A 23,752-nucleotide genomic window follows, 5' to 3' on the forward strand; every position below is an offset into this window, starting at 1 on the left:
ATCGCGCGTCTCGCGCTAATTGCCCTCTGGTTCGCGAACCTGCGCACTCTGTTCGGCGGTATCGCGAAATCGCGCTGCGCCGACCAATACGGTCAGGGCAATAGGCGTGGTTACCAAGCCAAGCCCGATGATCAGGATTTCGTGCAGCACGGGCCTGCTCTGAAGTACCGAAAAGCAAACGATTGAAGCAGCTGCAATGAATACGGTGCCCAGCGTCGTCCCGAGCGTCGGCGCGTGGACCCGCTCGTAGAATGTGCCGAACCGCAAAAGGCCCAGCGAACCGACCAGTGTGACGATGGCGCCAGCAAAAACGAGAAGTGCCGTGAGAGCAGCAGCCCAGGGCGGCAGGTGTTCGATGCCGTTCATTCGATCACCTCGCCGCGCAGCAGAAACTTCGCCAGCGCAACCGTACCCACGAAGCCGAAGAGGGCCATGGCGAGAGCCGCCTCGAAATAGAGCGTTTCGCCGGATCGAATCCCGAACGTCAGAAGCAACAACATCGCGTTCACGGACAGCGTGTCGAAGCCCAGAACGCGATCCTGTGCTCGCGGCCCCCGAAAGATGCGAACCGCGCCACAGCCGATAGCCAACACCAGAAGTACCTGCGCGGCAACCAGCGCGTAGATCAGCAAGAGCTGGCTCATTCGAATATCTCCAGCAGATGGCGTTCGTAGCGTTGCTTGATCGTGCGGACCCACTCGGCTTCATCGACCAGGTCGAGAACATGGATCATCAACAACCCTTTCTGTGTATCGAAATTCACCCACAGCGTTCCGGGGCTCGAGGTAATGATGCAAGCCAGCAACGCCAGTCCATAGGGATTGCGCATATCGAGCGGAATGTTCACGAACCCGGATTTTCGCTGTCGGCGCCCAAAACCGAGAATGATCCGGCCAACCGCGAAGTTGGAGCGGATGATATCGATCGCCACCAGTCCCAACAGGCGTAGGAGGACGCCGGGTCGCCTGACGCGCGTGCTTGGCAACTCCAGCACGGTGAGAAACCGCCCGCCGACGAGCGCGATTACACAACCGAGGAGGACATGTCCGACGGTGACTGCCTGATTGAGCAGTAGCCACAATGCGAGCAGACAGAAGCTCATCCGCGGAAAGGGCAGGAATCGCGTCATTTGCCGCCCGCCTTTCGGCTGCCTTGGGCGCTGATCTCCAGGACGTCGCTGATGTAGCCCGCCGGCGCGTGCAGCGATTGCGCCGTTGCCTGCATGAAGCGCATCACCGGACCGGCGAGCACTGTCTGGGCCGCGCAAATGATCAACAGGAACATAATGGGCGCCATCTCGATCAGGCGCACACGCGGCGCGGTGCGGTCTGGCGACGCCCAGAAGGAGCGTATACCTGCTCGGGTCAGCGCGACCAACGCCGCAAAACTAGATACGAGGAGCGCCAACAAGAGCGCCCACCCACTGCCAGGAACGGCACCGCCCGGATGCATGCCTGAAGGATGAAGCGCCGCCGTCAGCAGCGCGAATTTGGCTATGAAACCCGACAGTGGCGGGAGCCCGGCGATGACCAGTGCGCACCCGAGGAAGGCGACGCCGAGCAACCCCATCGTGGCCACAATGGCCGTGCCGACTTCCTCTTCGGTATGGTCCGCATCGTCGTCTTCTCCGTACGCTTCTCGCGTGACGGCGATCACGTCAGCTCCGGGTTCGCGGCCGCGCTCGATGAGTTCGGCCAGAAGGAAGAACGCGCTGATGCCGAGGGTCGAGCTGACCAGGTAAAACAGTGCTCCACCGGTGACACTGACTTGCCCGGTCCCCGTGGCTGCCAACACGGTTCCGGAGGATACGAGCACCGAAAAGCCGCCGAGACGGGCGGTGGCCTGGGATGCCAATGTGCCGATTGCTCCGAAGGCGATCGTCGCCAACCCACCCCATAACAGCCAGTCACTGCCGAAGCCCGCTGACGCGCCACTGCCCTCACCAAAAAGCAACAGCGATAGACGCAGGATGATATACACGCCGACCTTGGTCATGATCGCAAAGATCGACGCCACCGGTGGACTCGCGGCTGCGTAGGCCGTCGGCAGCCAGAAACACAGGGGCCACATGCCGGCCTTGAGCAGGAAGGCCACGGCCAGCATGCCGGCGCCTGCTTCGAGCAAACCGCGGCTCTCCGCGGCGATTGCAGGTATCCGCGCCGAGAGGTCCGCCATATTGAGCGTCCCGGTGACGCCATAGATCAGGCTGACCCCGATCAGGAACAATAGAGACGCGACCAGATTCATGACGATGTAGTGCAACCCAGCCTTCACCCGTGCGAGACCGGAACCATGCAGCAGAAGTCCGTACGAAGCGGCCAGCAACAACTCGAAGAAGACAAACAGGTTGAAGAGATCGCCGGTCAGGAAGGCACCATTGAGGCCCATCAACAGAAACTGAAAGAGCGGATGGAAATGCGCGCCTGTCCGGTGCCAACGGGCAAGAGAGAACACAACTGACGCCAGCGCCAGGATGCTGGTCAGGAGCAGCATGAGCGCGGAGAGCCGATCGAGAACGAGGACAATTCCGAACGGAGCAGGCCAATCGCCCAGGCGATAGACTTCCCTGATTTCGGGGTGACCCGAATTAGACATTCCGAGCAAGATCACCGCGACACAAACGAGTGCAACCGTTGTGGCGACGTTGACCGCAGCCACGATGTTGCGGTGCCGCTCTCCATTCAAGAGCAGCATGCCTGCGCCGGCAAGCAGGGGCAGGACGACGGGCGCAACGACCAGATTTGCAATTCCGCTCACGTCTCGGGCTCCTGACCGTCGACGTGATCGGTGCGAGCCAGGCCGCGCGACGCGAGGAGAACGACAAGGAACAACGCGGTCGTCGCAAAACTGATGACGATTGCAGTCAGTACGAGCGCCTGTGGTAGCGGGTCAGCATGTTTCGTTGGATCCCCGATCTCCTTTGCGATCAGCACCGGCGCTCCCGTCCGCACCCGTCCCATGGCCACGATGAAGAGATTGACGGCGTAAGAGAGCAACGAAAGCCCGATGATGACTTGAAACGTGCGCGGCCTGAGGATCAGCCACACTCCGGACGCGGTAAGCGCACCTATGCCGATGGCCAGGCTAAGCTCCATTACACCAACTCCTCTTTCGCTCGCTCATCGGGCGCGCGTTGCCCCGCCTGGAGCGGCACGCCATAGCGACGCAGCGATTGATGCGCGATTGCGATGAGCATCAAGACCGTGGCGCCGACGACGAGCGAGAATACACCGATATCGAAAAGAAGAGCGCTGGCCGTGGGGACGCGACCGAGCAGAGGCAGTTCGGCATATGCAAAGTACGAGGTCAGGAAGGGGTGTCCGAAAACGCAGGCGGCAGCTCCCGCAAATCCTGCCAGCAAGAGGCCGAAACCCATCCAACGCACCGGCATGACGTGAAGACGAGCTTCCACCCACACCGTGCCGCGAGCCATATACTGCAGGATGAACGCCGTTGCCATTGCGATGCCGGCGACGAAGCCGCCGCCTGGAAGGTCGTGCCCGCGCAAGAGAAGGAAGATGGCCACGACGCCGATCACGGGAAACAGCAAGCCCATCATCAATGCCGCAGTAGCCAGCGTGTCCTTGGCAGTGTCGCCCTTCTGTCGATCGGGATGAGCCTCGTCGTGGGCATCCTGGACATGCTGCTGTTCGGGAACGGGAATGCTTTCGGGGGCCGGGCGGAAACGGCGCAAAAGCGCAAAGACGGTCAGCGCGACGACCGCAAGCACCGTGATCTCGCCGAGCGTATCGAACCCGCGAAAATCCACCAGGATGACGTTGACCACGTTAGTTCCGCCCCCCTTCGTGTATGCGTTTTCCACGAAGAATCGCGAAATGCTGTGATTGTCCGGGAGCTGCATGGCTGCCAGCGCAAGGGTGGCCAAACCGAGCCCGGCGAGGAGCGCGATGGAGAAGTCGCGAACGCGGTGCCACCGAATGCTGTCGGGCGCCTCGGCCGGGCCTGGTCGCGCAATGCGTTTCGGCAGCCACCGCAAGCCGAGCAACAGGAGAACCGTCGTAACCGTCTCAACGACGATCTGCGTCAGCGCGACGTCGGGAGCGGACAACCAGACGAAGCTGACGCAGGTGACGAGACCCGCGGTTCCGAGCAGTATCAGCGCCACCACCCGATGAAATTTGGCCTGGACCGCGGTCCCCACCGCGCAACCAACGCCGACCACCCAGAGTAATCCAAAGACGAGGTCGAATTCCCTCTCTGACGGTCCCGTCAGCGAGAGGCCGCGGGCGTAGAGGGGCAGCAGGGCAGCGACGAACGCCACGCCAGCCAACAGTCTCAATTGTGGTTGGAGACGCCTCGTGCCGAGATTTGTGGCGAGCCATCGTGCAAGCCGCCAGGACAATGTCACCAACACCCAGTCAAATATCCGCTTGCCATTGATGCGACCGAGCAAGGGCGGTCCCTCATGCGAGAGCAGGTAGGACCGCAGCATGACGTAGACGCCCAAACCGCCGGCCATCGCTACGATGCTCATCAGAAGTTCAGGCGTAATTCCGTGCCAGAGACGAAGGCTGTACTCCGGCATCGCGGAGCCGAGAACCGCCCGGGCAGCCGTATCGAGGATCGGCGCCACAGTGAGAGCCGGCGCGACGCCGACGATGAGGCATGCCAGCACGAGCAGTTCGGCCGGAAGTCGCATCAACAGTGGCGGCTCATGTGGAACGCGTGGCAAGCCGGTTGGAGCCGGGCCGAAGAACACGTCGCGAATGAAGCGCAACGAATAGGCAACCGTGAACGTGCTGGCGAGAGTGACGATGTACGGCAGCGCCTGATCGACGAGGGAATTGTCATGGACCTCGATCGTCTCGGCAAAAAACATTTCCTTCGACAGAAAACCGTTCAGCAACGGCACTCCCGCCATTGCCGCGGCAGCCACCATGGCCAGCGTCGCCGTAATCGGCATGAAGGCCCATAGCCCGCTAAGGCGGCGGATGTCGCGCGTGCCGGTTTCGTGATCGATGATGCCGGCCGCCATGAACAGCGATGCCTTAAAGGTCGCGTGGTTCATGATATGGAAAATCGCCGCGATCTGCCCGAATGGGGTGTCAAGTCCGGTCAAAAGCGTGATCAGTCCGAGATGGCTGATCGTCGAGTAGGCCAGTAGCCCTTTCAGATCCTGCTGGAACACGGCGAGAAACGCGCCCAGAAAAAACGTGATCAGGCCGATCGAGCCCACCAGCCACAGCCATTCATTCGTTCCACCCATTGCCGGCCAGAGCCGCACCAGAAGGAACACTCCGGCCTTCACCATTGTTGCCGAATGGAGATAAGCGGAAACGGGAGTTGGAGCGGCCATCGCGTGCGGCAGCCAGAAATGAAACGGGAATTGGGCGCTTTTTGTGAGAGCGCCGAGAAGGATCAGAACGAGTGCGGGGACATAAAGCGCGTGCGAACGGATCGCGTTTCCGGAAGCCAGCACCTGCTCCAGGTCATAGCTGCCGACGATGTGTCCGATCAGCAGCACGCCGGCGAAGAGGCAAAGCCCACCCGTCGACGTGATCACCAGCGCCATCCGCGCGCCGTCTCTCGCCGCCGCGTTGTGGTGCCAGTAACTGATCAGCAGGAATGAAAAGAGACTGGTCAGCTCCCAGAAAAAAACCAGTTGGAGCAGGTTGCCGGAGAGCACGATTCCCAGCATTGCTCCCATGAAGGCGAGCAGCAGGGAGAAGAACCGCGGAACGGGATCACTGGGTGACATGTAGTACCGGGCATACAGCACCACCAGAAAGCCGATGCCGGTGATCAGCATGGCGAAGGCCCATGCGAACCCGTCAAGCCTCAGCACAAATGCGAGTCCAAGTTCAGCGACCCAGTCCGTTCGCCACCCGACAACGCCGCCATTCGTCACGTTCGGATAAGCCGCGCCGATGAGGCAAAAAGCTGTAAGTGCGACCGCTCCAGCGAGCCATGCCTCAGCGTTGCGTGCGTTGACCCGCAAGAGTGCCGCAATAAAGCTTCCTGCGAAAGGAAGGACGAGAACGGCAAGCAGGAACATTTGCGTTCATTGCCCCCAGGCTGCGAGGTGGAGAGATGCTTTCGCTGATCCTCAATTGCTTAGCCGAGGCGGATCGATATCTCCACTGCTAGATTTAGCGCCATTGTGATGGTTTGGCCCGGAAATCGCCATTCTGGCGGACACTGGCTCCGCAATCGAGCTGTTCAAATCCAGTGTGGAAGGGTGCCAGTCGCGGCGGCAACGAGGGCCGCGAGAGCGCCGAGCAACGCGTAGAATCCGCAGAGCGCGATACCCGCCAGCCACTCATCTCGACCGGCTCGGTGTCCTCAGCGGGGCTGACCTCGGAGCGGTACGCATGTCATGGCGCCCGTTCAGTGTTCCATCGCCAGGTGCAAGCGATCGATGCCGACTATAATAATGGTTCGGCAGAAGTACGGCTCACATTCATGTCAAACCGCCGCCCAGGCCTACCGGTGCGACAAGAGCGATCGCCTGCAGCAACGCCAGCTTGGCCATCCCACGCGGTGCAAACTTCGACACACGTTCTTGCGCAGCTGGGTAGACCCGCGTGATTGTCCGCCCCTCTCACTTCAATGACGCTCCTTTGTCCCCTCTCGATATTTCGTGTGCACAGGTGCTGTGCGGTTTCGTCGCAATGTTTCCAGGAATATGAACTACTATAGTTAGAGCATCATGGCTTATGTCATCGACATTGATGCGCGCACCGCGCGTTTTGCTCTTCACGCCGGCCGCCTCCAAGCAGGCGGTTAGCCGGACGGTGTTCGCGCCGTCCGGGCTCTTTTCCAGCTTTCGTGACCTCCACTCGAGAGGTCGTCTTGAAGCAGAAGGAGTGCGCCGTGCTGCCTCTTCCAAAAATCGCACTGACCTCATCAGACTATCCGCGGCTCGAACAGCTCGCCCGCCTCGCCGTCCAAAAAGGAGATTTGGACGGGATGTTCCTCATGGGCGAAATCAACCGCGCCGATATCGTCCCGGACGAAGCGGACAACGTCCGTCCTTTCGTGACGATCGGATCATGGGTCACCCATTGCACGAATTGGGGCGTTCCGCGTCGCACCGTGCAACTGGTCTGGCCCGAGGAGTGCTGGTCGGATCCCGCCTGCATTTCGGTGTTGACCCCACTGGGTACAGCTTTGATCGGACTGCAGGTCGGCGACCAGATGCCGTACTTCGTCGCCGGATGCCTGAATGTCGTCAGGGTCCAAAGCCTGACCCCATCGGATTCAAAGGTCGTCCCACTCTTCCGGAGAGGGACGAGGCGGCCAGGCAACCCTTTCGACGACGACCCCGGACCAACTGCAGCATAGGAGCGACCAATGCGCAATTTCGAAGCTGAGAGCCGGCGAGAACAGCCGGCGTTGCCACCGATCAAGATCACTGAGGACGAATCACGGCGCCTCAGTTCCTTGGCCAATTCGAGCATGGATCTGTTTCCGCGAGTGGCCCATTTTCTGGCTCGAGAGATGGAACGTGCCACGGTGACGGACGAGAACAACTTGCGAGGCGTGATCAGGATGGGGTCGAAAGTGACTTATCGCGACGACGAGACGGGTGCGAGCCGAGAGGTCGTGCTGGTCTATCCGCATGAGGCAAACATCGAGCTCAATCAGATCTCGGTCCTGACGCCTGTTGGAGCGGCCTTGATCGGCCTATCGCCGGGGCAGCGGATCGACTTCGAGACGCCCCACAGGCGCACCAGGGGCCTGACCGTTCTCGCTGTGTCCGAATAAGCCCTCGCGTTAAGTCAGATCGAACATCGCCGCCTCTGCGATGTGGGCGCGCCGTCCCGAGGCGTCGCGCCCGGATGTGGGCGTGTTTTTTGATTGGATTCGATGGACCGGATTGCCTGCGACGGAGGTTGCTGCCGTGCAGCAAGTCACTCGCCGTAAGCTTCGCGAATCAGCGCCCGGCACGTTCCGGCACCGAACTCAGACGAGCCACTCAGGGTTTGGCATTGTTCAGGAACGCCTCCTCGCTCTTCGCCGTTGACCCTCGTTAGACACACAGCGGAAACAGCCATGAAGAACATCAGTGCCGGCCAGATCGCGCTGATGGTTGCTCTGGGAGCCATGTTGATCCTGACCGGCGTTTGGGCTGTCTCGATCTGGGGAGCCAGCAGTGGGGTCGAAATGGGCATGCATGGCTGGATCGCGCTTGGGCTCGGAGCTTTCTTCTCGCTGGTTATCGGCTGCGGGCTGATGGCCCTGATGTTCTTCAGCAGCCGCAGCGGCCACGACGATGTCGCCGATCCCTTCCGTCGGCGGAGCGGCGAAGACAGATAGTCGGGCCCGCGAGCGAGCAGGGGGTAGTCACCCTAGCTTGCTGCCAGCGTTGCCAGGAACTGCTCCAGCGACGGCTGAGCGGCTGTCTGCATCTTGTGCAGATCCTCGGGCTTGAGGTTTGTATAGCGTTGCAACATTCGCCAATCCTTATGGCCCGTCACCATAGCGACCGGCTGTATTGAGAACCCGCTTCGAAGAGTCTGCTTGTCCCTTCGTGACGCGAATCGTGAAAGCAAAGATCATCGATATCGATCGCGTTGCAAGACCTGCGGAAAGCGGCCCCGACGGACTTCGAGTGGTAAGGAAATACGCGCCCGAGACCGCGCGTCAGAATGCGTTGCTCCAGCATGATCTGCCACGCAGCATAGTCTGTCGAATTTAGGAGAGGGACGATTTGATGGTTTCCGTCCTTGCACCTCGGATCTTTGCGGTCGCGAATGGTGACAGTTCGCTTCGTCATACCGACATCGGACCATTCGATCCGGCAGATCTCGGCTTGGCGCATGGCCTGCGCAAGATCGTCGAGGTGCAGCGCGATCAAATCGGAAAATATTCGAGGCTGCTCAAAAGGCCGGCAGCGTCGAATTGGGGTGCCGCGGTCGATTGAACGCTCGAACATCCAGTGCCCACTCTTCCGCATCACGCCGCCGGACGAAGGTGTTTGCGACGTACTCGTTCTTCCTCCTGACTTGAACGCGCCAGCTGCCCGACTTGACCTTCGTAAAGGTCGGCATTGCGTGTGCACTCCACCCCGATTTCGTGTGCGCTACGTGTGCACCGGGAGATCAAACGCGGTACAAACGTGTGCAATTTGGGCTAGTTTGGGGTGCACACGTGTGCACTTGTTCCTGCTCTAGTCTATTGTAAGGATAGGATAACTACTTGGAATATCAAGGCTATCGCTTTTCTGTGGCGCCCATGATGGACTGGACCGACCGGCATTGCCGGGTGTTCCACCGTCACCTGACGCGGCGGGCGCTGCTCTATACGGAGATGCTGACCACTGGTGCCATCATTCATGGTGACCGGGAGCGGCTGCTTGGGTTCGACGTGGTCGAGCACCCGGTCGCGCTTCAGCTCGGCGGGTCGGATCCGCGCGAGCTGGCGCTGGCGGCGCGGATCGGCGAGGAGTTCGGTTATGACGAGATCAACCTCAATGTCGGCTGCCCATCCGACCGCGTGAAGGACGGCCGTTTCGGCGCTTGCCTCATGGCAGAGCCCGATCTCGTGGCGAGGTGTGTCGAGGCGATGAAGGGTGCGGTTGCCGTGCCCGTCACCGTGAAGTGCCGCATCGGTATCGACGACCAGGATCCGGAGATCGCACTCGACCACCTTGCGCGCGCGGTCGTCGCCTCCGGCTGCGATGCGCTGATCGTGCATGCCCGGAAAGCATGGCTCAGTGGTTTGTCACCGAAGGAAAATCGCGACATCCCGCCGCTCGACTATGATCGCGTCTATCGCCTCAAGCGAGCAATGGCCGATATGCCTGTCATCATCAACGGCGGCATCCCCGGCATCGACGAGGCAAGAGCACATCTCGATCACGTTGACGGCGCGATGCTTGGACGAGCCGCCTATCAGGAGCCGTGGCGGCTGCTCTCGGTCGATACCGACATTTTCGGCGAGGCGGCGCCGCATGCCTCGATGCAGGATGCGCTCGAAGCGATGATGCCCTACATCGAACGACAGCTCGCGCGCGGCACGCGGCTGCACTCCATGACGAGGCATTTCGTCGGCGCATTCCATGCCGTGCCCGGCGCGCGCGCCTTCCGCCGCCATCTTGCCGAGCAGGGGGTGAAGCCGGGCGCCGGCCTCGAGGTGCTGCGCGATGCGATTGCGCGTGTCGGTGCCCGCGCGCCGGCGGAGGCGGCAGCCTAGCCGAGGCACATGGCGAGCCGGATTGCAAAAGTCTAGTCGACTGCCAGGCGCGAGCGGCGTTGACTGGTCTGGAGCTCCGGATAACCGGTGAGCATCAGCTTGTCGGCGCGCACGCCCCAGCTCTCCAGGCGGTCCAGGAAGCTCATGCCGAGCAGGTTGGTCTTCATCTGCCCGCGCTGCACGACGAGGGCCGGCACCGATTTCTCGACGAGGTGACCGACGGAGAGGCGGTCGATCGTGAGGCGGGCCGCCTTGGTGTGACCGCCCGCGGTTTCGAGATCGACGTCGTATTCGAGCATCTCGAGCGGCAGCCCGATCGCTTTCGCGGTTTCCCAGGTAAGCACCACCGAAGTCGCGCCGGTGTCGATGACCATCGGTGCGGCCACGCCGTTGATCTTCGCGCGCAGCGCGAATTCGCCGCCCTGGCCGCGCGGGATCTGCACGGCGGGGGCGGGCGCTGCGGTCTGCGCGCGAAAGATATGCGAGACCTTGCTGCTCGCGCGCGCGATCTGGTCGGAATCGCCATAGGCGACGACGGCACCTGCCGTGCAGGCGAGCATGGTGAGAACGAGCAGGAATCGGATCATTGCGCACCTCCCGATGCGCTCAGGCCGGTCAGGTGCGTTCCGGCGATCCCGCGATGGGCGCAAGTCCAGCCTGATTCATGCGCGCCGGCAACAGCGCCATGACCGCGAGCCGTTCCGCGCTCTCCATGGCGTGCCAGCGCGCGATCTCCGGCAACGTGCGTCCGCAGCCGAAGCACAGCCTGGTCTTGGGATCGATCATGCAGACGGCCACGCACGGCGTTTCTTTGCTCATTCGGACATAGTGGCGGATGGTCGGGCATGTCTGCAAGCATCTCGTTACGAGCCCGTACCTGCGCTCATGATCGGCTTGCGACGGGGCCGGCGCTTCTCGTCCGCTACCGCGGAACTCTCGGGCTGGAGCGGCGGAGAATCATCCGACATCGGCGCCAGCGCGCTCATCACGCGCTCGGGCGGGAAGGTGACGATCACTTCGGTGCCGATGCGCAGCTTCGATTTCAGCGTGAACGTACCGCCATGCAGGTCGACCAGATTCTTGGCGATCGGCAGGCCGAGACCGGCGCCCTGTTCGGCCGACTTGATCGAGTTGGAGCCTTGGCCGAACGAGGCCAGCACGACCGGGATCTCGTCCTCGGGGATTCCGGAGCCGGTATCCTTCACCGAGAGATATTGTCCGCCTGAGGCCGTCCAGCCGGCCTTGAGCCAGATCTCGCCGCCCTGCGGAGTGAACTTGATCGAGTTGGAGAGCAGATTGAGCACGACCTGGCGGATCGCGCGCTCGTCGGCCCACAGTCGCGGCATCGCCTGCTCGAACACCTCGTGGATGGTGATACCACGGCTCGAGGCGCGCAGCTTCATCAGATGATGGCAGTCGGCGACAATGCCGACCAGCGAGACCGCCTCCTCGTTGAGCTCGTAGCGGCCGGCCTCGATCCGCGACAGATCGAGGATCTCGTTGATGAGGTTGAGCAGGTGGACGCCGGAATTATGGATGTCCGCCGAGTACTCCTTGTAGACCGGCACGGCATGCGCGCCGAAAATCTCGCTCTTCATCACCTCGGAAAAGCCGAGGATCGCATTGAGTGGCGTCCGCAATTCGTGGCTCATCTGAGCGAGAAAGCGCGACTTGGCGACGTTGGCGGATTCGGCGCGGTGGCGCGCCTCGTCCGAGATCGCCTTGGCCTGTTCGAGCTCACCGATCAGCGCGTCCTTCTCGGCGCGCGCCTCGAGCGTGGCGAAGGTCGAAGAGTGCAGGCGGTGGGCCAGCAGCACGAAATAGCCTTCGGCGGCGAGGGCGAGCGCGGCCAGGATGTAATTGTCCAGCGAGCCCGTCATCACGAAGCTCAGCGCCATCGCGACCGCGACCGGTGCAGTGGCGGCGAGGGCGGCGATCGGCAGATTGGCGGCCAGCATGCTCGATACTGCGATCACCAGCAGCATCAGGAACATCATCAGCGATTCCGTGATCATGTCGAGCACGGGATGGATTAGGATCGCCATCCAGCAAAGGCCATAGAGCAGGTCGAGCACGACGAAACGCGTCTGCCATGCGCGCGTTGCTGCGGGCGAGGCGGGTTCGGCCAGGAAGCGGTGGCAGCTGCGGATCATCGCAGCATGGATGCACAGCATGCCGGCGGTCCAGGCCGCCGCCGGGATCGGCTGCATCCACAGCCCAAACAGCACGCCCGTCGCGACCACAAGCAGCATCACGACATAGGAGGCCGACAGCCGGGTCTGGGCGTAGTGGCGCAGCATCTCGGCGTCGAAAGCCGGTCGGGTTCCACTGGTCGACGTTAACTTGTCGCGCGCCTCGCGTACCCGCTGTGCCGCAGCCCGGCGATGGCTCGCCGACGGCACGCTCACCGGCTCGGCCGGAAGCTGCACAACCTCGGGCTTTTCAGCGGGTTTACTCATCGCACAACAACAATTCCTGCCCGCGCGGGACGGGCCTTCTGCATTCTCTATCTCTGGCAAGAAATCCTTAAGAGGTGACTTAAGGAGCTAAAGAATTACGTTAACCCGGCGTTAATTTTGGATCCGACGTGAGCCGCTCAATGCAGCGCCGCGTGCTGCGCGATGTGCACCACGGCTCCCGCCAGATAGCCGGCGAGCGCCGGGAGGGCGATGCGACGGGCGTACCAGAGGAACTCGATGCGCTCGAGCCCCATGGCGGCGACGCCCGCGGCCGAGCCGATGATCAGGATCGAACCGCCGGTGCCGGCGCAATAGGCGATGAACTCCCAGAGGAAGCTGTCGGGTGGATAATGCGCCAGGTCGTACATGCCCATGGTCGCGGCGACCAGCGGCACGTTGTCGATGACGGCGCTAAGCAGCCCGAGCACGATCACGATGATGTCCTGTCGGCCGATCGCGGTGTCCAGCCATTTGGCCAGCATGGAGAGCAAGCCGGCATGTTCGAGGCAGGCGACCGCGAGCAAGATTCCGAGGAAGAACACGATCGAGCCCATGTCGATCCGCGTCAGCGCATTCGCCAGCGTGAGCGGACCACGGACATGCTCATCCTTGTCGCGATGAACGATCTCGCCCACCAGCCACACGACGCCAAGCCCGAGCAGGACGCCCATGAAGGGCGGCAGGTGCGTGACCGTCTTGAAGGCGGGCACCGCGATCAGTACGCCGAGTCCGAGATAGAACATCACGTTCCGCTCGAACGGATCGACGCCCTGCAATCCGTCCTCTTTCGGCGGCGGTGCGATGGTCTTGCCCTTGAGCGAAAAGCTGATGAATGCGAGCGGCACCAGCAGGTTCAGCAGCGAGGGCAGGAACACCGCGCCCATGATTTTCAGGGGCGAAATTTGTCCGCCGATCCACAGCATGGTCGTGGTGACGTCGCCGATCACGGTCCATGCACCACCGGCATTTGCGGCGATGACGATGAGGGAGGCGAACAGCAATCGGTCGTCGCGCTTGGCGATCAGCCGCTGGATCAGCGAGATCATGACGATGGTGGTGGTCAGATTGTCGAGAATCGCGCTGAGGAAGAAGGTCACGAAACCGATCAGCCATATCAGACGGACCTGGCTGGTCGTGCTGATGCGTGAGGTGATGACTTCGAAACCATCATGGGCGTCGATGACCTCGACGATCGTCATCGCGCCAATCAGGAAGAACACGATCTGCGCGGTGGAGGCGACGGACTCATCTAGCTGACGGCCGACCACCGTGTGGTCACCGGTCGCGAGCGCATAGATTGTCCAGAGCACGCCGGCGCCGAGTAGCGCAGACGCGCTCTTGTTCACCCCGATCGGATGCTCAAGCGCGATCGCCGCATAGGCGAGGACGAAGATTGCGGCGAGTGCGATCAGCAAGGCAGGATCACTTCGTCAGAGGTCAGCGATTAAGGCGCGCGAGCAGGCTCGACGTATCCCAGCGCTTGCCGCCCATCTTCTCGACCTCCGCGTAGAACTGGTCGACCAGCGCGGTCACCGGCAAATTGGCGCCATTGCGGCGGGCTTCGGCCAGCGAGATCGAGAGATCCTTGCGCATCCATTCGACCGCGAAGCCGAAATCGTATTTGTCCTCGTTCATGGTCTTGTAGCGGTTTTCCATCTGCCAGGACTGCGCGGCGCCCTTTGAGATGGTTTCGATCACGGCGGCGACGTCGAGGCCACTCTTCTTGGCGAAGTGAACACCCTCGGAGAGGCCCTGGACGAGGCCGGCGATGCAGATCTGGTTGACCATTTTGGTCAGCTGGCCGGAGCCGGCCGGCCCCAGCAATTTGCACATTCGCGCATAGGCGCCTGTGATGATCGGCTCGGCACCCGCATAGGCGTCCTGCGCGCCGCCGCACATCACCGTCAGCACGCCGTTCTCGGCGCCGGCCTGCCCGCCGGACACGGGTGCGTCGATGAACTTGAAGCCGGCCTTGGTCGCGGCCGCATCGAGCTCACGCGCGACCTCGGCTGAAGCGGTGGTGTGGTCGACGAAGGTCGCGCCCTTCTTCATGCCGGCAAACGCGCCGTCGGCACCGATCGTGACCGCGCGCAGATCGTTGTCGTTGCCGACGCAGCACATCACGAAATCCTGGCCCTCGGCTGCAGCCTTCGGGGTCGCCGCGGTCTTGCCGCCGAACTTGTCCGCCCACTCCTTCGCCTTGGCCGCGGTGCGGTTGTAGACGGTGACCTCATGGCCCCCTTTTTTCACGAGGTGTCCGGCCATGGGGAAGCCCATCACGCCGAGACCGAGGAAAGCGACTTTAGCCATCTGTGGTACCTTGTCCGTAGTTTGGGTTTTACGGTTCTTGCCGGGCGAGGGCCGTCCGGTTCCGCCATTGCGGCAGATCGGCCGCACCATAAACCCTTGAGGCCGGAGGGCAACGGGTTCGTTTGGCCCCCGCTTGTGCTAGGGTGGCGGACCTAAGGACTTCAAAAAAAGGGAGCGAAGGCATGGGCGGCGTAAGCGTGGGCGTGCTCGATCATTTCAACATCCGGACCCGGAATCTGGCCGAGACCGTCCGCTTCTACGAGGACGTGCTGGGCCTGGAAAAGGGCGCCCGGCCGAATTTCGCCTTTCCCGGCGCCTGGATGTACAGCGAGGGTAAGCCGGTGGTGCACCTCGTCGATATTTCTCCGACTGCCGAGCCACAAAAGCCGGATTCCGGCGTTGTCCACCACGTCGCCTTCGCCAGCCGCGGGTTTGACGGCATGAAGCAGCGGCTGGCCTCAAAGGGGATGAAGTTCGACTCCCGCCAAGTGCCCGGCGGCGAACTCTGGCAGATCTTCGTCCATGACCCCAACGGGGTCATGATCGAGCTGAATTACGAGGCTGCCCTGGAGCAGGGCGCGGCGCCCGCCGAGATGGCTGACGATATCGGCAGGCAGTAGCCTTTTGGGCGTTTCCGCTCTAATGGGGCATCTTGAATTCTAGGAGATGCGCTTTGAGCGTGACGCAGCAGCAGGTTCTCGACAGCCTCGCCAGGATCAAGTCGCCCCGCGGGGTCGCGCTCACCAATGCCAATGTGCTGAGCGCGATCAGCGCGGCCGATGGCAAGGTGTTCTTCTCGATCAATGTCGATGCCGCCGAGGCGCGCGCCTGGGAATCCGTCCGGGCCGAGGCCGAGGCCGCTGTGCGCGCCATTCCCGGCGTCACCACCGTCATGGTGGCGCTCACGGCGGAGCGGAAGGCGGGCGCGGCACCACCGCCGCCGCCAACGCCCAGTCGCGGCACGCCGGGCGTGCAGCCGGTCCACGCCCACAAGCCGCCGCCGCAGGGCGGCGCCCAATCGCCGATGGCGCGGCAGTCCGAGATTCCGGGCGTCGCGGCCGTGATCGCGGTCGCCTCGGGCAAGGGCGGCGTCGGCAAGTCCACCACCGCGCTCAATCTTGCGCTGGGCCTGCGCGATCTCGGCCTCAAGGTCGGGCTGCTCGATGCCGACATTTACGGCCCCTCGGTGCCGCGCCTGACGGGCCTGCATGCGAAGCCGGAGCTGGATGGCGAGCGCAAGATGATTCCGCTCAGGCGCTTTGGCCTGGCGATCATGTCGATCGGTTTCCTGGTTGAGGAAGAGACCGCGATGATCTGGCGCGGGCCGATGGTGATGTCGGCGGTGACGCAGATGCTGCGCGACGTCGCATGGGGCCAGCTCGACGTCCTCGTCGTTGACATGCCGCCAGGCACCGGGGATGCCCAGCTCACCCTGGCGCAGAACGTCCCCTTGAAGGGCGCCGTGATCGTCTCGACCCCGCAGGACCTGTCCCTGATCGACGCAAGACGGGGGCTTGCGATGTTCAAGAAGGTCAACGTGCCCGTGCTCGGCATCGTCGAGAACATGAGCTATTTCCAGTGCCCGCAATGCGGCACGAAATCCGACATTTTCGGCCATGGCGGCGCGCGCCACGAGGCCGAGAAGCTCGGAGTACCGTTCCTGGGCGAGGTCCCCCTGCACATGGCGATTCGCGCCACCTCGGACGCCGGCACGCCCGTGGTCGACAGCGAGCCGGACGGGCCCCATGCGGCGATCTACCGCGCCATTGCGGGACAGGTGCGGGACCAGCTCAAGGGCGTCATCGCCGCGGCCTGAGCGGATCCAAGCAATCCCTTCAAACCAATACCCCGGGGACATGCGACTTTCGTAGAGCCCTGTCATGCCAATGTCGCGTTTCGAAAGCGGGGCTTCCGTGTTAAAGGCCCACGGCAGTCAAGCCCCTTCGGTTCGACGCGGCCAAAGAACGCGTCGCCGGAATGAGCGGCAGCAAAGAGGAAGTTAGGGGAAACGCCCCAACAAGGAGAGACTGAAGATGAAGCGTCGTGATTTCCTGAAAGTGTCGGCAGCCGGTGCGGCGGCGACCGCAGCGGTGGCCTCGCCGGCGATCGCGCAGTCCTCGCCCGAGATCAAGTGGCGCCTGACGTCGAGCTTCCCGAAGTCGCTCGACACCATCTATGGCGGTGCCGAGCAGATGGCGAAGTATGTCGCCGAGATGACCGACAACAAGTTTCAGATCCAAGTCTTCCAGGCGGGTGAAATCGTCCCGGGCCTGCAGGCGCTGGATGCGACCCAGAAAGGCACCGTCGAGATGTGCCACACGGTGTCGTATTACTACGTCGGCAAAGACCCGACCTTCGCGATCTTCGCGTCGGTGCCTTTCGGCCTGAACGCGCGCCAGCAGAATTCCTGGCTCTACCAGGGAGGCGGCAACGAACTCGCCAACGAGTTCTTCAAGAAGTCGAACGTGATGGGCTTCCCCTGCGGCAACACCGGCACCCAGATGGGCGGCTGGTTCCGCAAGGAGATCAAGACCGTTGCCGACCTCTCGGGCCTCAAGATGCGCATCGGCGGCATTGCCGGCCAGGTGCTGCAGAAGGTCGGCGTGGTGCCACAGCAGCTCGCCGGCGGCGACATCTATCCGTCGCTGGAGAAGGGCACCATCGACGCGGCCGAATGGGTCGGCCCCTACGATGACGAGAAGCTCGGCTTCGCCAAGGTCGCCAAGTACTACTACTACCCGGGCTTCTGGGAAGGCGGTCCGACCGTTCACGCCTTCGCCAACATCGACAAGTGGAACGAGCTGCCGAAGAACTACCAGGCGATCCTCACCAACGCGACCGTCAACACCAACACCTGGATGGCCGCGCGCTACGACATGGTGAACCCCGGCGCCCTGAAGCGCCTGGTTGCCGGCGGAACGCAGCTTCGCCCGTTCACCAATGAAGTTCTGGAAGCCTGTCTCAAGGCGACCAACGAATTGTGGGGCGAGATCTCGGCCAAGAATCCCGACTTCAAGAAGTCGATCGACGCCATGCAGGCCTACCGCTCCGACGAATATCTGTGGTGGCAGGTCGCCGAATACACCTACGACAGCTTCATGATCCGCTCGCGCACCCGCGGCTGATCTTCGAGCAAGTCGCAAGACGACACGCCCGGTCTCGTTCGCGAGGCCGGGCTTTTTCTTTGGGGCGACGCGATGGGAATAGGCGACGCGGAGGCCGCCGAGCGGCGGCGTCCCCGCGGGACGGGCGGGGCCTCCAACAAAAAATCTGAAAAACAACCCCATGCACAGTAGAGGAGGGGTGAGAGGACAAGGCGTTGCGAGTGCAGCCAAGCGCTTGATGCGATGGAGGTAATTGGGAGGCAGGCCGGAGCATCGCGGGGCGATGAGAACTTTGCAATTTGGGCGTAAAAGCGGGGTGTGCCCAGGAGTACCAAGCGAGCGCTTCAGCGACGGCCGTTTGACTCGTCGGGCAAAACAGTGGCATAAAAGCATTATCGTAAAATCCGAAATCATCGCCTCGATGGCCAGCCTGGATTGACGATGAGCTTCGATCCCGATGAGGTTCAAAGCGCGTTGCGCAAGGCCTGGTCGTTGGCAACCGCCAGTCAATGGACGGCGCGCAATCCGGCGGCAGGGCAATGCAACGTCACCTCGCTGTTGATTCACGAGCTCTTTGGCGGCGATCTGCTGAAGACGCCGCTGCCGGCGGGCGACCATTTTTACAATCGCATCGGTGGTCGGCGGTACGACTTTACGGCCAGCCAGTTCGATCAGCCGATTGCTTACAGGAATTTACCTGCAAGCCGTGCCGATGCGGAATTGGGAGCGACAAGCGATGAACTGGCCGAACTCAGGGTCGCTTTTCACGAGCATCGTACGAAGTAAAGTCAAGGGCGCCAATCGGCAGACAGGAGTGGGCGCGGGAAATCAGCTGAGCATTAATTCGCAAGGCGGTCTTTGCTCATGCGCAGGATGATCACCACACCCTCTTCCGACCAGTCAAAACTTATAGCCCCGCCAAGCTGGGCGGCCATACTTCGGTGCACCAACTGGCTTCCGAAGCCTTCGAGCTTTGTTGGAGCGACAACAGGGGGACCACCCCGCTCCGTCCACTTGACCAACACCTCGTCCTCGTGGGCGTTGCACGATACGTCCAAGGTGCCACTCGAAAGCGACAGTGCACCGTATTTCGCAGAGTTGGTTGCCAGTTCGTGCATCACCAAGGCGAGTGCTGTGCTGGAAGCCTCTCCCACGTTCATCTTGGGGACCGAGACGCGAATACGAACACTGGCTCCCTCCTCGTCGTACGGCGCAAGCAGAACGGAGATGAGGTCTCCAAGCAGCGTCCCCCCTCTGTTTTGTCCTGGTACCGGGCGAACGAGGTCCTGAGCACGTCCAAGAGCGATCAGGCGGCTGGTCAGCTCCTGGGCCATATCTTCTTTTGATGCTGCCGAGCGTGAGCTGATTTGAGTCAGCGCCGTTGCGACGGTGAGAAGGTTTTTCAGCCGGTGGCTCATCTCGCCCGCCAGTAGCTCGTTGGCTTCCTCAGCTTGCTTGCGTTGGGTGACATCCAGGAAAATACCGAACATCGTTCGATCCGCTATGTCGGCGTCGTCGCCTTGGCCCCGAGCGGAAATCCAACGAATATCGCTTCCGGTTAGAATACGAAAATCGATCTCGTAAGAGCCCACGACTGCGCGAGTAGCCGCAAATGCTGATCTGACCCTCTCAAGATCGGCCGGGTGGATACTCTTGGAGAGTATTTCGAACGTAATGTTCTGCTCGTCCTTGGACACCTCCCAGAGGTCGTACGCGGGTTCATCCATGGTGATGGCGTCGGTATCAACGTTCCAGGACCATAGAGCGACACCGGCCGCGCGAGTGGCAGCCCGAAGGTGCTTTTCGTGCCACAACGGCATCGTCACCTGGCTAGGAAACATCGCGCTTTGCTTTCCTGCTGATCCGACCAGATCGGCATCTCTGCCGACGGGCGATCGACAGATACCATACCCCATAGAAAAGGTCTCGGTTCGACCGGGAGGGCGGGTCGAAGTGTGGTCCCGTGCCCGAGTTGGCTCAGAAGCGATCCTCAAACGAGCCATGAGGCTCGCCGACGGCCATAAGTGGCGCTGTTCGTCTGCGACTACGCATTGCTTCGCGAACCTTCATTCAGCAATTTGAGCTGGTGCCGATTGAACACATCTACGAACCGATGGGCATCGCCACGAACCGTTGGCGCTATGCCGGGTCATCACGTCCTTTGGGGCGCTCGGCATTTTATTCGGAAATTCCGTGCCGCCGCTTTCTCGCCAACAATCTGCCCGTCAGGTGCCGGTAGTCTCTCGGGGCTGTTGTACGCCCGGACCCTCTTTTCCATGGATCAACACGGCCTCGGCAGCAGCTTCGTCGATGGCTGCCATCACGTCAGCGGTTGCGGAATAATGAATCATGTGTCCCGCTCCGTCGATCCGGCGCAATTTGCTCTGCTTGACCTCGCCGTGCAGCCTGACCGACTGCTTGATATCGATCAGACGATCGTCCTGGCCTGCGATAATGATCGTCGGCATCTTGAGCTCTGCATAAGTCTTCGAACCTGAGAATGCGGCGGGGATCAACATCGTCGCTTCAGCCGCTGTGGCCCGCATCTGTGATGGGCGGAGCGCCATTTCTTTCGGAAAGCCCGCGAACTTGTTCGGGACCGGCCGGGGGCCAAACAGCTTGCGCAACATCGCGGGCCACATCATCCGACCGGCTAGCGGCGAAATCGTGGAGCTGATGACGTCCCCGACCACTGGTAGGGCGGACAGCACCGACGCGGCGCTGTCCGCGCGGGGAGTCGGGAAATAATAGCCCGAGGCCAGCACGAGAGCCTGCACGAACGAGGGATGTCTTGTCGCCAGCGCAACCGCAACCGACGCTCCCCACGAATGGCCAAGGACAATCGCTTGAGAGACCCCCAACTGATCGAGCGCCTTCTTGAACAGGTCCGCTTGGGCATCCGGGGTCCAGACGACGTGCCTCGGCCGCGAGCTATGCCCAAAACCGGGACGATCGAACACCATGACCCTGTAGTTCTCGGCCGCGAGATCGATCAATCCACTCGCGTCGAAATCCTGGACCATGCTGCCATTGCCGTGAAACAAGACCAGCGGCTTGCCCCTGCCGCGTTCCAAATAGTGCAGGCGGACCCCCTCGACGTCGATGAACCGCCCCTGCGGAGGATTATCGCGTTGCGCTTTGTTCGCGAGCCGCCGGTTTATGATTGCGGTAGCCGCGATGAGAGTACCTGCGGCAGCAAATGCGGTGGCGCCCGGATGTCGCGTGAGGGCGGCCAGGCAGTCGGACAGAAGCGAGGGGGAACGTGTTCGTCGTGCAACCCGCATGTGCATTACCTTCGGTGGTCTGCACGACGCCTCATGCAAGTGAGAAATGTTGCAGCCGAGGCAAACGGGGATGCGGGGTGTTTGGTTCCTCGATGAAAAGCAGACGTCCGAGCGGGCGCGAGGTTCCGGCGAACGGCCTCTGGCGTTGGTGCAGACTCGCGCGTGCATACGGGGCGCGAGTAGCCGATAACGGCGCCCCCTCAGGCCGCGCCGGCCTCTTTGCCGAAAACCACGGTTTAGAACGCCGATCTATAGCTGTGGACCAGACAGTCTGACTTCTCGCTCAGCGCGTAGGACATTGCCATACAGGCTGCTGATCCATTGCCGTCCGCTCGAGGTTACATTCAAGCAGCGGATGGCAGCCTGGATTTGGGGTGCAACCTTGGTCCAGTAGAATTGAGGGTATTTGTACACCACATCCGCGGGCGTGGCGTATCCGAGCGATTTGTTGAGCCCGATCTCCTCAAATTCATAGAAGAGCGCATTTGATTTTTTCATGTAGTTCGGATCGCCGAGCTGACCAATCAGATCAGCGGCGCGGAGCAGCAAACCTTCCTCCTCGTCCAAGTCATCCTTGAGTTCGCTCGTTGGTTCGTCCGTATAGGGAAAACGGGTATACTCGATGGCCCTGGCAACGCGAGCGGCGTCGATCTGGTCGACGGCGTCGAGACGCTCCGCGGCGAACAATTTCGAGCGGTCCACGTGATAGGGTGCAAGCGCTGCATCGGAGGAGCCGATCGGCAACTCCACCGTTCGGCCGGTACCATCAACGACATAGGCTCCCTCTTGGTCTCCATGGATTATTCCCCGAACGTAGCCGATATCGTGAATCAGACAGGCCAGGATGAAGTGAGCATAGTCGCTCGCCGTCGTCGGCCTCAGGAGGGAGCGGCCGATCAGAATGTCGTGCCCGACCAGCGTGACCAACAACGTGTGCTCGACATTGTGGTATAATGCATCGCTGTTGCCGATACATTCCAGGGCAAGCTTTGCCGCGTAGGGGAGCAATTCCGGTAAGGTGGCATGCGACGAGCCGAAGCGGCCTCTTGTCTCCGAGATCAGGAACGCACCGAGCGCCTGGGACGTCAGTTCTGGAATCGTTATCACCGGCAAGCTCCTCAGTTCGTCAGGGCACGGACCAATGCGATACCGACTTAGAAGTTGCTAGCGCGCGCCGCGACGCCGGGGCATCTGTCCATTAGCGCGCGGCGGCTTGCAGGACGGAGGCAACGGCCGGATCGGTCAAGGACGCACTTCGAAGATCATGTTGAACGGCGTCTCGGTGGCGCGGCGGAAGCGCCTGAAGCCCGCTTCAGTCGCCACTTGACGCAATCTGCTTTCACCGGCCTGTGCGCCGAGCCCCAAGCCCACTTCCTGAGACAGTGATGCCGGCGTACAAATGAATGTCGAGGCGTGATAGTAGACGCATCCGACCGGGTTGAGATTGTCCTTGAGATTGTCATGAGCAAACGGCTCGACGATCATCCAAGCCCCATCCTTGGCTAGCGTTTCCTTGACATGCTTGCCTGCACCCACGGGATCGCCCATGTCATGCAGGCAATCGAAGAACGCCACCAGATCATAGTCTTTGGCTGGAAAATCCTTGGCACTGGCCTGCGCGAACGTGATGCGGTCTCCAACGCCCGCTTCTTGTGCAAGGACCTTGGCGCGTTCAATCGAAGGCTTATGGTAATCGAACCCGAAGAACTCTGAATTGGGGTAGGCCTGCGCCATCACAATCGTAGAGGCGCCGTGGCCGCATCCGACGTCGGCTACCCTGGCGCCGGCTTTCAGTTTCGCTTCGACGCCTTCGAGCGTCGGAATCCAGTTCGAAGCCAGATTGGCGTTATAGCCCGGCCTGAAGAAGCGTTCGGTGCCGGAGAAAAGACACTTCGAATGCTCGTGCCAACCAACGCCTTTCCCGGTTCGAAACGCTTCGGCGACTTTGGGTTCGTCGAGATAGGTGGATTGCACGACATCGAATGCGCCTGCAAAGAAGGCTGGCGACCCCTCTTCGGCGAACGCCATGGCTTGCTCCGCCGAGAGTGAGAACGCATTTTTTTCCGGATGGTAGTCGATGTATCCGGAGGCGGCCTGTCCGGACAGCCATTCGCGCACGTAACGCTCATGCAGTCCGGTCTTCTTCGCAAGCTCGGACGGAGTGATCATGGCACCATCCGCCATCGCCTTGTAGAGTCCGAGGCGATCGCCGAGCAGTATGCTGGCGCCGCCAAGCGCGATGCCGAGGTCGCCGACCAGCTTTCCCACCAGCGCGTTCAGCTTTTCAAGGTCTGGTTCACGCATTGCAGCTTCCTCCTCTTTGAGAACAGCCTCATCGTTATCCAAAAAGCCTAGGGCGACCGGCGGATCGGAAGCATGAAAGGGTTCGCGTTCCGGCGAATAGCCGTGGGCCGCTTGATGTCAGAATGGGCCAGAA

The 23,752-nt window shown here is 61.7% G+C and carries 24 protein-coding genes; 8 read left to right on the forward strand and 16 right to left on the reverse strand.

Annotated features, from left to right (window positions below; all coding sequences use genetic code 11):
- Nucleotides 1-15: 15 nt before the first annotated feature.
- From mnhG to IVB41_RS18265, 6 genes are read right to left on the reverse strand one after another with little or no spacing between them, the layout of a single operon-like run.
- The gene (mnhG, locus tag IVB41_RS18240) at nucleotides 16-366 is read right to left on the reverse strand and encodes a monovalent cation/H(+) antiporter subunit G (protein WP_247433581.1); all 351 of its coding nucleotides are present in this window, start codon (nucleotides 364-366) and stop codon (nucleotides 16-18) included.
- Nucleotides 363-644, reverse strand: coding sequence for a K+/H+ antiporter subunit F (locus IVB41_RS18245; protein WP_027516948.1), 282 nt, complete (start codon nucleotides 642-644; stop codon nucleotides 363-365). Before IVB41_RS18245 ends, mnhG begins: the two co-directional genes overlap by 4 nt.
- The gene (locus IVB41_RS18250) at nucleotides 641-1,129 is read right to left on the reverse strand and encodes a Na+/H+ antiporter subunit E (RefSeq protein ID WP_247282397.1); all 489 of its coding nucleotides are present in this window, start codon (nucleotides 1,127-1,129) and stop codon (nucleotides 641-643) included. The genes IVB41_RS18245 and IVB41_RS18250 overlap by 4 nt, the downstream gene beginning before the upstream one ends.
- Entirely contained in the window at nucleotides 1,126-2,757 is a 1,632-nt protein-coding gene (locus IVB41_RS18255) for a monovalent cation/H+ antiporter subunit D (protein ID WP_247433586.1), read from the reverse strand. The genes IVB41_RS18250 and IVB41_RS18255 overlap by 4 nt, the downstream gene beginning before the upstream one ends.
- Complete coding sequence (locus tag IVB41_RS18260; protein WP_247433589.1) at nucleotides 2,754-3,095, reverse strand: Na+/H+ antiporter subunit C; 342 nt, start codon at nucleotides 3,093-3,095, stop codon at nucleotides 2,754-2,756. The genes IVB41_RS18255 and IVB41_RS18260 overlap by 4 nt, the downstream gene beginning before the upstream one ends.
- A complete protein-coding gene (locus tag IVB41_RS18265; RefSeq protein WP_247433592.1) occupies nucleotides 3,095-6,016 on the reverse strand; it encodes a monovalent cation/H+ antiporter subunit A in 2,922 nt (973 codons plus the stop codon). The genes IVB41_RS18260 and IVB41_RS18265 overlap by 1 nt, the downstream gene beginning before the upstream one ends.
- 797 nt (nucleotides 6,017-6,813) lie before the next feature.
- On the opposite strand from IVB41_RS18265, the gene IVB41_RS18270 reads away from it, so the two are divergent.
- The 3 genes from IVB41_RS18270 (at nucleotide 6,814) to IVB41_RS18280 (ending at nucleotide 8,280) form a co-directional block, all read left to right on the forward strand.
- Complete coding sequence (locus tag IVB41_RS18270; RefSeq protein ID WP_247282400.1) at nucleotides 6,814-7,305, forward strand: GreA/GreB family elongation factor; 492 nt, start codon at nucleotides 6,814-6,816, stop codon at nucleotides 7,303-7,305.
- A gap of 9 nt (nucleotides 7,306-7,314) precedes the next feature.
- Nucleotides 7,315-7,728, forward strand: coding sequence for a nucleoside diphosphate kinase regulator (gene rnk / locus IVB41_RS18275; protein ID WP_035962398.1), 414 nt, complete (start codon nucleotides 7,315-7,317; stop codon nucleotides 7,726-7,728).
- Nucleotides 7,729-8,016: 288 nt separating this feature from the next.
- On the forward strand, nucleotides 8,017-8,280 hold the full coding sequence (locus tag IVB41_RS18280; protein ID WP_247433596.1) for a hypothetical protein: 264 nt from the start codon (nucleotides 8,017-8,019) through the stop codon (nucleotides 8,278-8,280).
- 157 nt (nucleotides 8,281-8,437) lie between these two features.
- Here the strand turns inward: IVB41_RS18280 and IVB41_RS18285 are convergent, their stop codons facing one another.
- Nucleotides 8,438-8,899 (reverse strand): tyrosine-type recombinase/integrase, encoded by a 462-nt coding sequence (locus IVB41_RS18285; RefSeq protein ID WP_247433598.1) that lies wholly within the window; start codon nucleotides 8,897-8,899, stop codon nucleotides 8,438-8,440.
- A gap of 263 nt (nucleotides 8,900-9,162) precedes the next feature.
- On the opposite strand from IVB41_RS18285, the gene dusA reads away from it, so the two are divergent.
- On the forward strand, nucleotides 9,163-10,158 hold the full coding sequence (gene dusA, locus IVB41_RS18290; protein ID WP_256464240.1) for a tRNA dihydrouridine(20/20a) synthase DusA: 996 nt from the start codon (nucleotides 9,163-9,165) through the stop codon (nucleotides 10,156-10,158).
- Between the two features lie 32 nt (nucleotides 10,159-10,190).
- Here the strand turns inward: dusA and IVB41_RS18295 are convergent, their stop codons facing one another.
- The 5 genes from IVB41_RS18295 to IVB41_RS18315 form a co-directional block, all read right to left on the reverse strand.
- Nucleotides 10,191-10,745 carry a TIGR02281 family clan AA aspartic protease gene (locus tag IVB41_RS18295; RefSeq protein ID WP_027569395.1) on the reverse strand — a complete coding sequence of 185 codons (555 nt, stop codon included), beginning with the start codon at nucleotides 10,743-10,745 and terminating at the stop codon, nucleotides 10,191-10,193.
- 28 nt (nucleotides 10,746-10,773) lie between these two features.
- Nucleotides 10,774-10,977 carry a DUF1289 domain-containing protein gene (locus IVB41_RS18300; RefSeq protein ID WP_027569396.1) on the reverse strand — a complete coding sequence of 68 codons (204 nt, stop codon included), beginning with the start codon at nucleotides 10,975-10,977 and terminating at the stop codon, nucleotides 10,774-10,776.
- Nucleotides 10,978-11,021: 44 nt separating this feature from the next.
- Nucleotides 11,022-12,617 (reverse strand): HAMP domain-containing sensor histidine kinase, encoded by a 1,596-nt coding sequence (locus IVB41_RS18305; protein ID WP_027569397.1) that lies wholly within the window; start codon nucleotides 12,615-12,617, stop codon nucleotides 11,022-11,024.
- Between the two features lie 137 nt (nucleotides 12,618-12,754).
- Entirely contained in the window at nucleotides 12,755-14,032 is a 1,278-nt protein-coding gene (gene nhaD / locus IVB41_RS18310; protein WP_247433601.1) for a sodium:proton antiporter NhaD, read from the reverse strand.
- Between the two features lie 22 nt (nucleotides 14,033-14,054).
- Entirely contained in the window at nucleotides 14,055-14,927 is an 873-nt protein-coding gene (locus IVB41_RS18315; protein ID WP_027569399.1) for an NAD(P)-dependent oxidoreductase, read from the reverse strand.
- A gap of 182 nt (nucleotides 14,928-15,109) precedes the next feature.
- On the opposite strand from IVB41_RS18315, the gene IVB41_RS18320 reads away from it, so the two are divergent.
- The 4 genes from IVB41_RS18320 (at nucleotide 15,110) to IVB41_RS18335 (ending at nucleotide 18,817) form a co-directional block, all read left to right on the forward strand.
- On the forward strand, nucleotides 15,110-15,547 hold the full coding sequence (locus IVB41_RS18320) for a VOC family protein (RefSeq protein WP_027517244.1): 438 nt from the start codon (nucleotides 15,110-15,112) through the stop codon (nucleotides 15,545-15,547).
- 53 nt (nucleotides 15,548-15,600) lie between these two features.
- Nucleotides 15,601-16,743: an Mrp/NBP35 family ATP-binding protein gene (locus tag IVB41_RS18325; RefSeq protein WP_247433604.1), complete on the forward strand. Its 1,143-nt coding sequence runs from the start codon at nucleotides 15,601-15,603 to the stop codon at nucleotides 16,741-16,743.
- A 217-nt stretch (nucleotides 16,744-16,960) separates the two neighbouring features.
- Nucleotides 16,961-18,052 carry a TRAP transporter substrate-binding protein gene (locus tag IVB41_RS18330; RefSeq protein ID WP_007592593.1) on the forward strand — a complete coding sequence of 364 codons (1,092 nt, stop codon included), beginning with the start codon at nucleotides 16,961-16,963 and terminating at the stop codon, nucleotides 18,050-18,052.
- A gap of 420 nt (nucleotides 18,053-18,472) precedes the next feature.
- Complete coding sequence (locus IVB41_RS18335) at nucleotides 18,473-18,817, forward strand: hypothetical protein (RefSeq protein ID WP_247433607.1); 345 nt, start codon at nucleotides 18,473-18,475, stop codon at nucleotides 18,815-18,817.
- Between the two features lie 53 nt (nucleotides 18,818-18,870).
- On the opposite strand, the gene IVB41_RS18340 is transcribed toward IVB41_RS18335, so the two are convergent.
- From IVB41_RS18340 to IVB41_RS18355, 4 genes are all read right to left on the reverse strand, one after another.
- Nucleotides 18,871-19,851 (reverse strand): sensor histidine kinase, encoded by a 981-nt coding sequence (locus IVB41_RS18340; protein ID WP_407062492.1) that lies wholly within the window; start codon nucleotides 19,849-19,851, stop codon nucleotides 18,871-18,873.
- A 405-nt stretch (nucleotides 19,852-20,256) separates the two neighbouring features.
- Nucleotides 20,257-21,315 carry an alpha/beta fold hydrolase gene (locus tag IVB41_RS18345; RefSeq protein WP_247433610.1) on the reverse strand — a complete coding sequence of 353 codons (1,059 nt, stop codon included), beginning with the start codon at nucleotides 21,313-21,315 and terminating at the stop codon, nucleotides 20,257-20,259.
- A gap of 249 nt (nucleotides 21,316-21,564) precedes the next feature.
- A complete protein-coding gene (locus tag IVB41_RS18350; RefSeq protein WP_027569402.1) occupies nucleotides 21,565-22,422 on the reverse strand; it encodes a hypothetical protein in 858 nt (285 codons plus the stop codon).
- Nucleotides 22,423-22,557: 135 nt separating this feature from the next.
- Nucleotides 22,558-23,619, reverse strand: coding sequence for a class I SAM-dependent methyltransferase (locus IVB41_RS18355; protein WP_247433612.1), 1,062 nt, complete (start codon nucleotides 23,617-23,619; stop codon nucleotides 22,558-22,560).
- Nucleotides 23,620-23,752: the final 133 nt, after the last annotated feature.

Origin of the sequence: Bradyrhizobium sp. 44, assembly GCF_023073095.1 — a bacterium.
GTDB lineage: Bacteria > Pseudomonadota > Alphaproteobacteria > Rhizobiales > Xanthobacteraceae > Bradyrhizobium.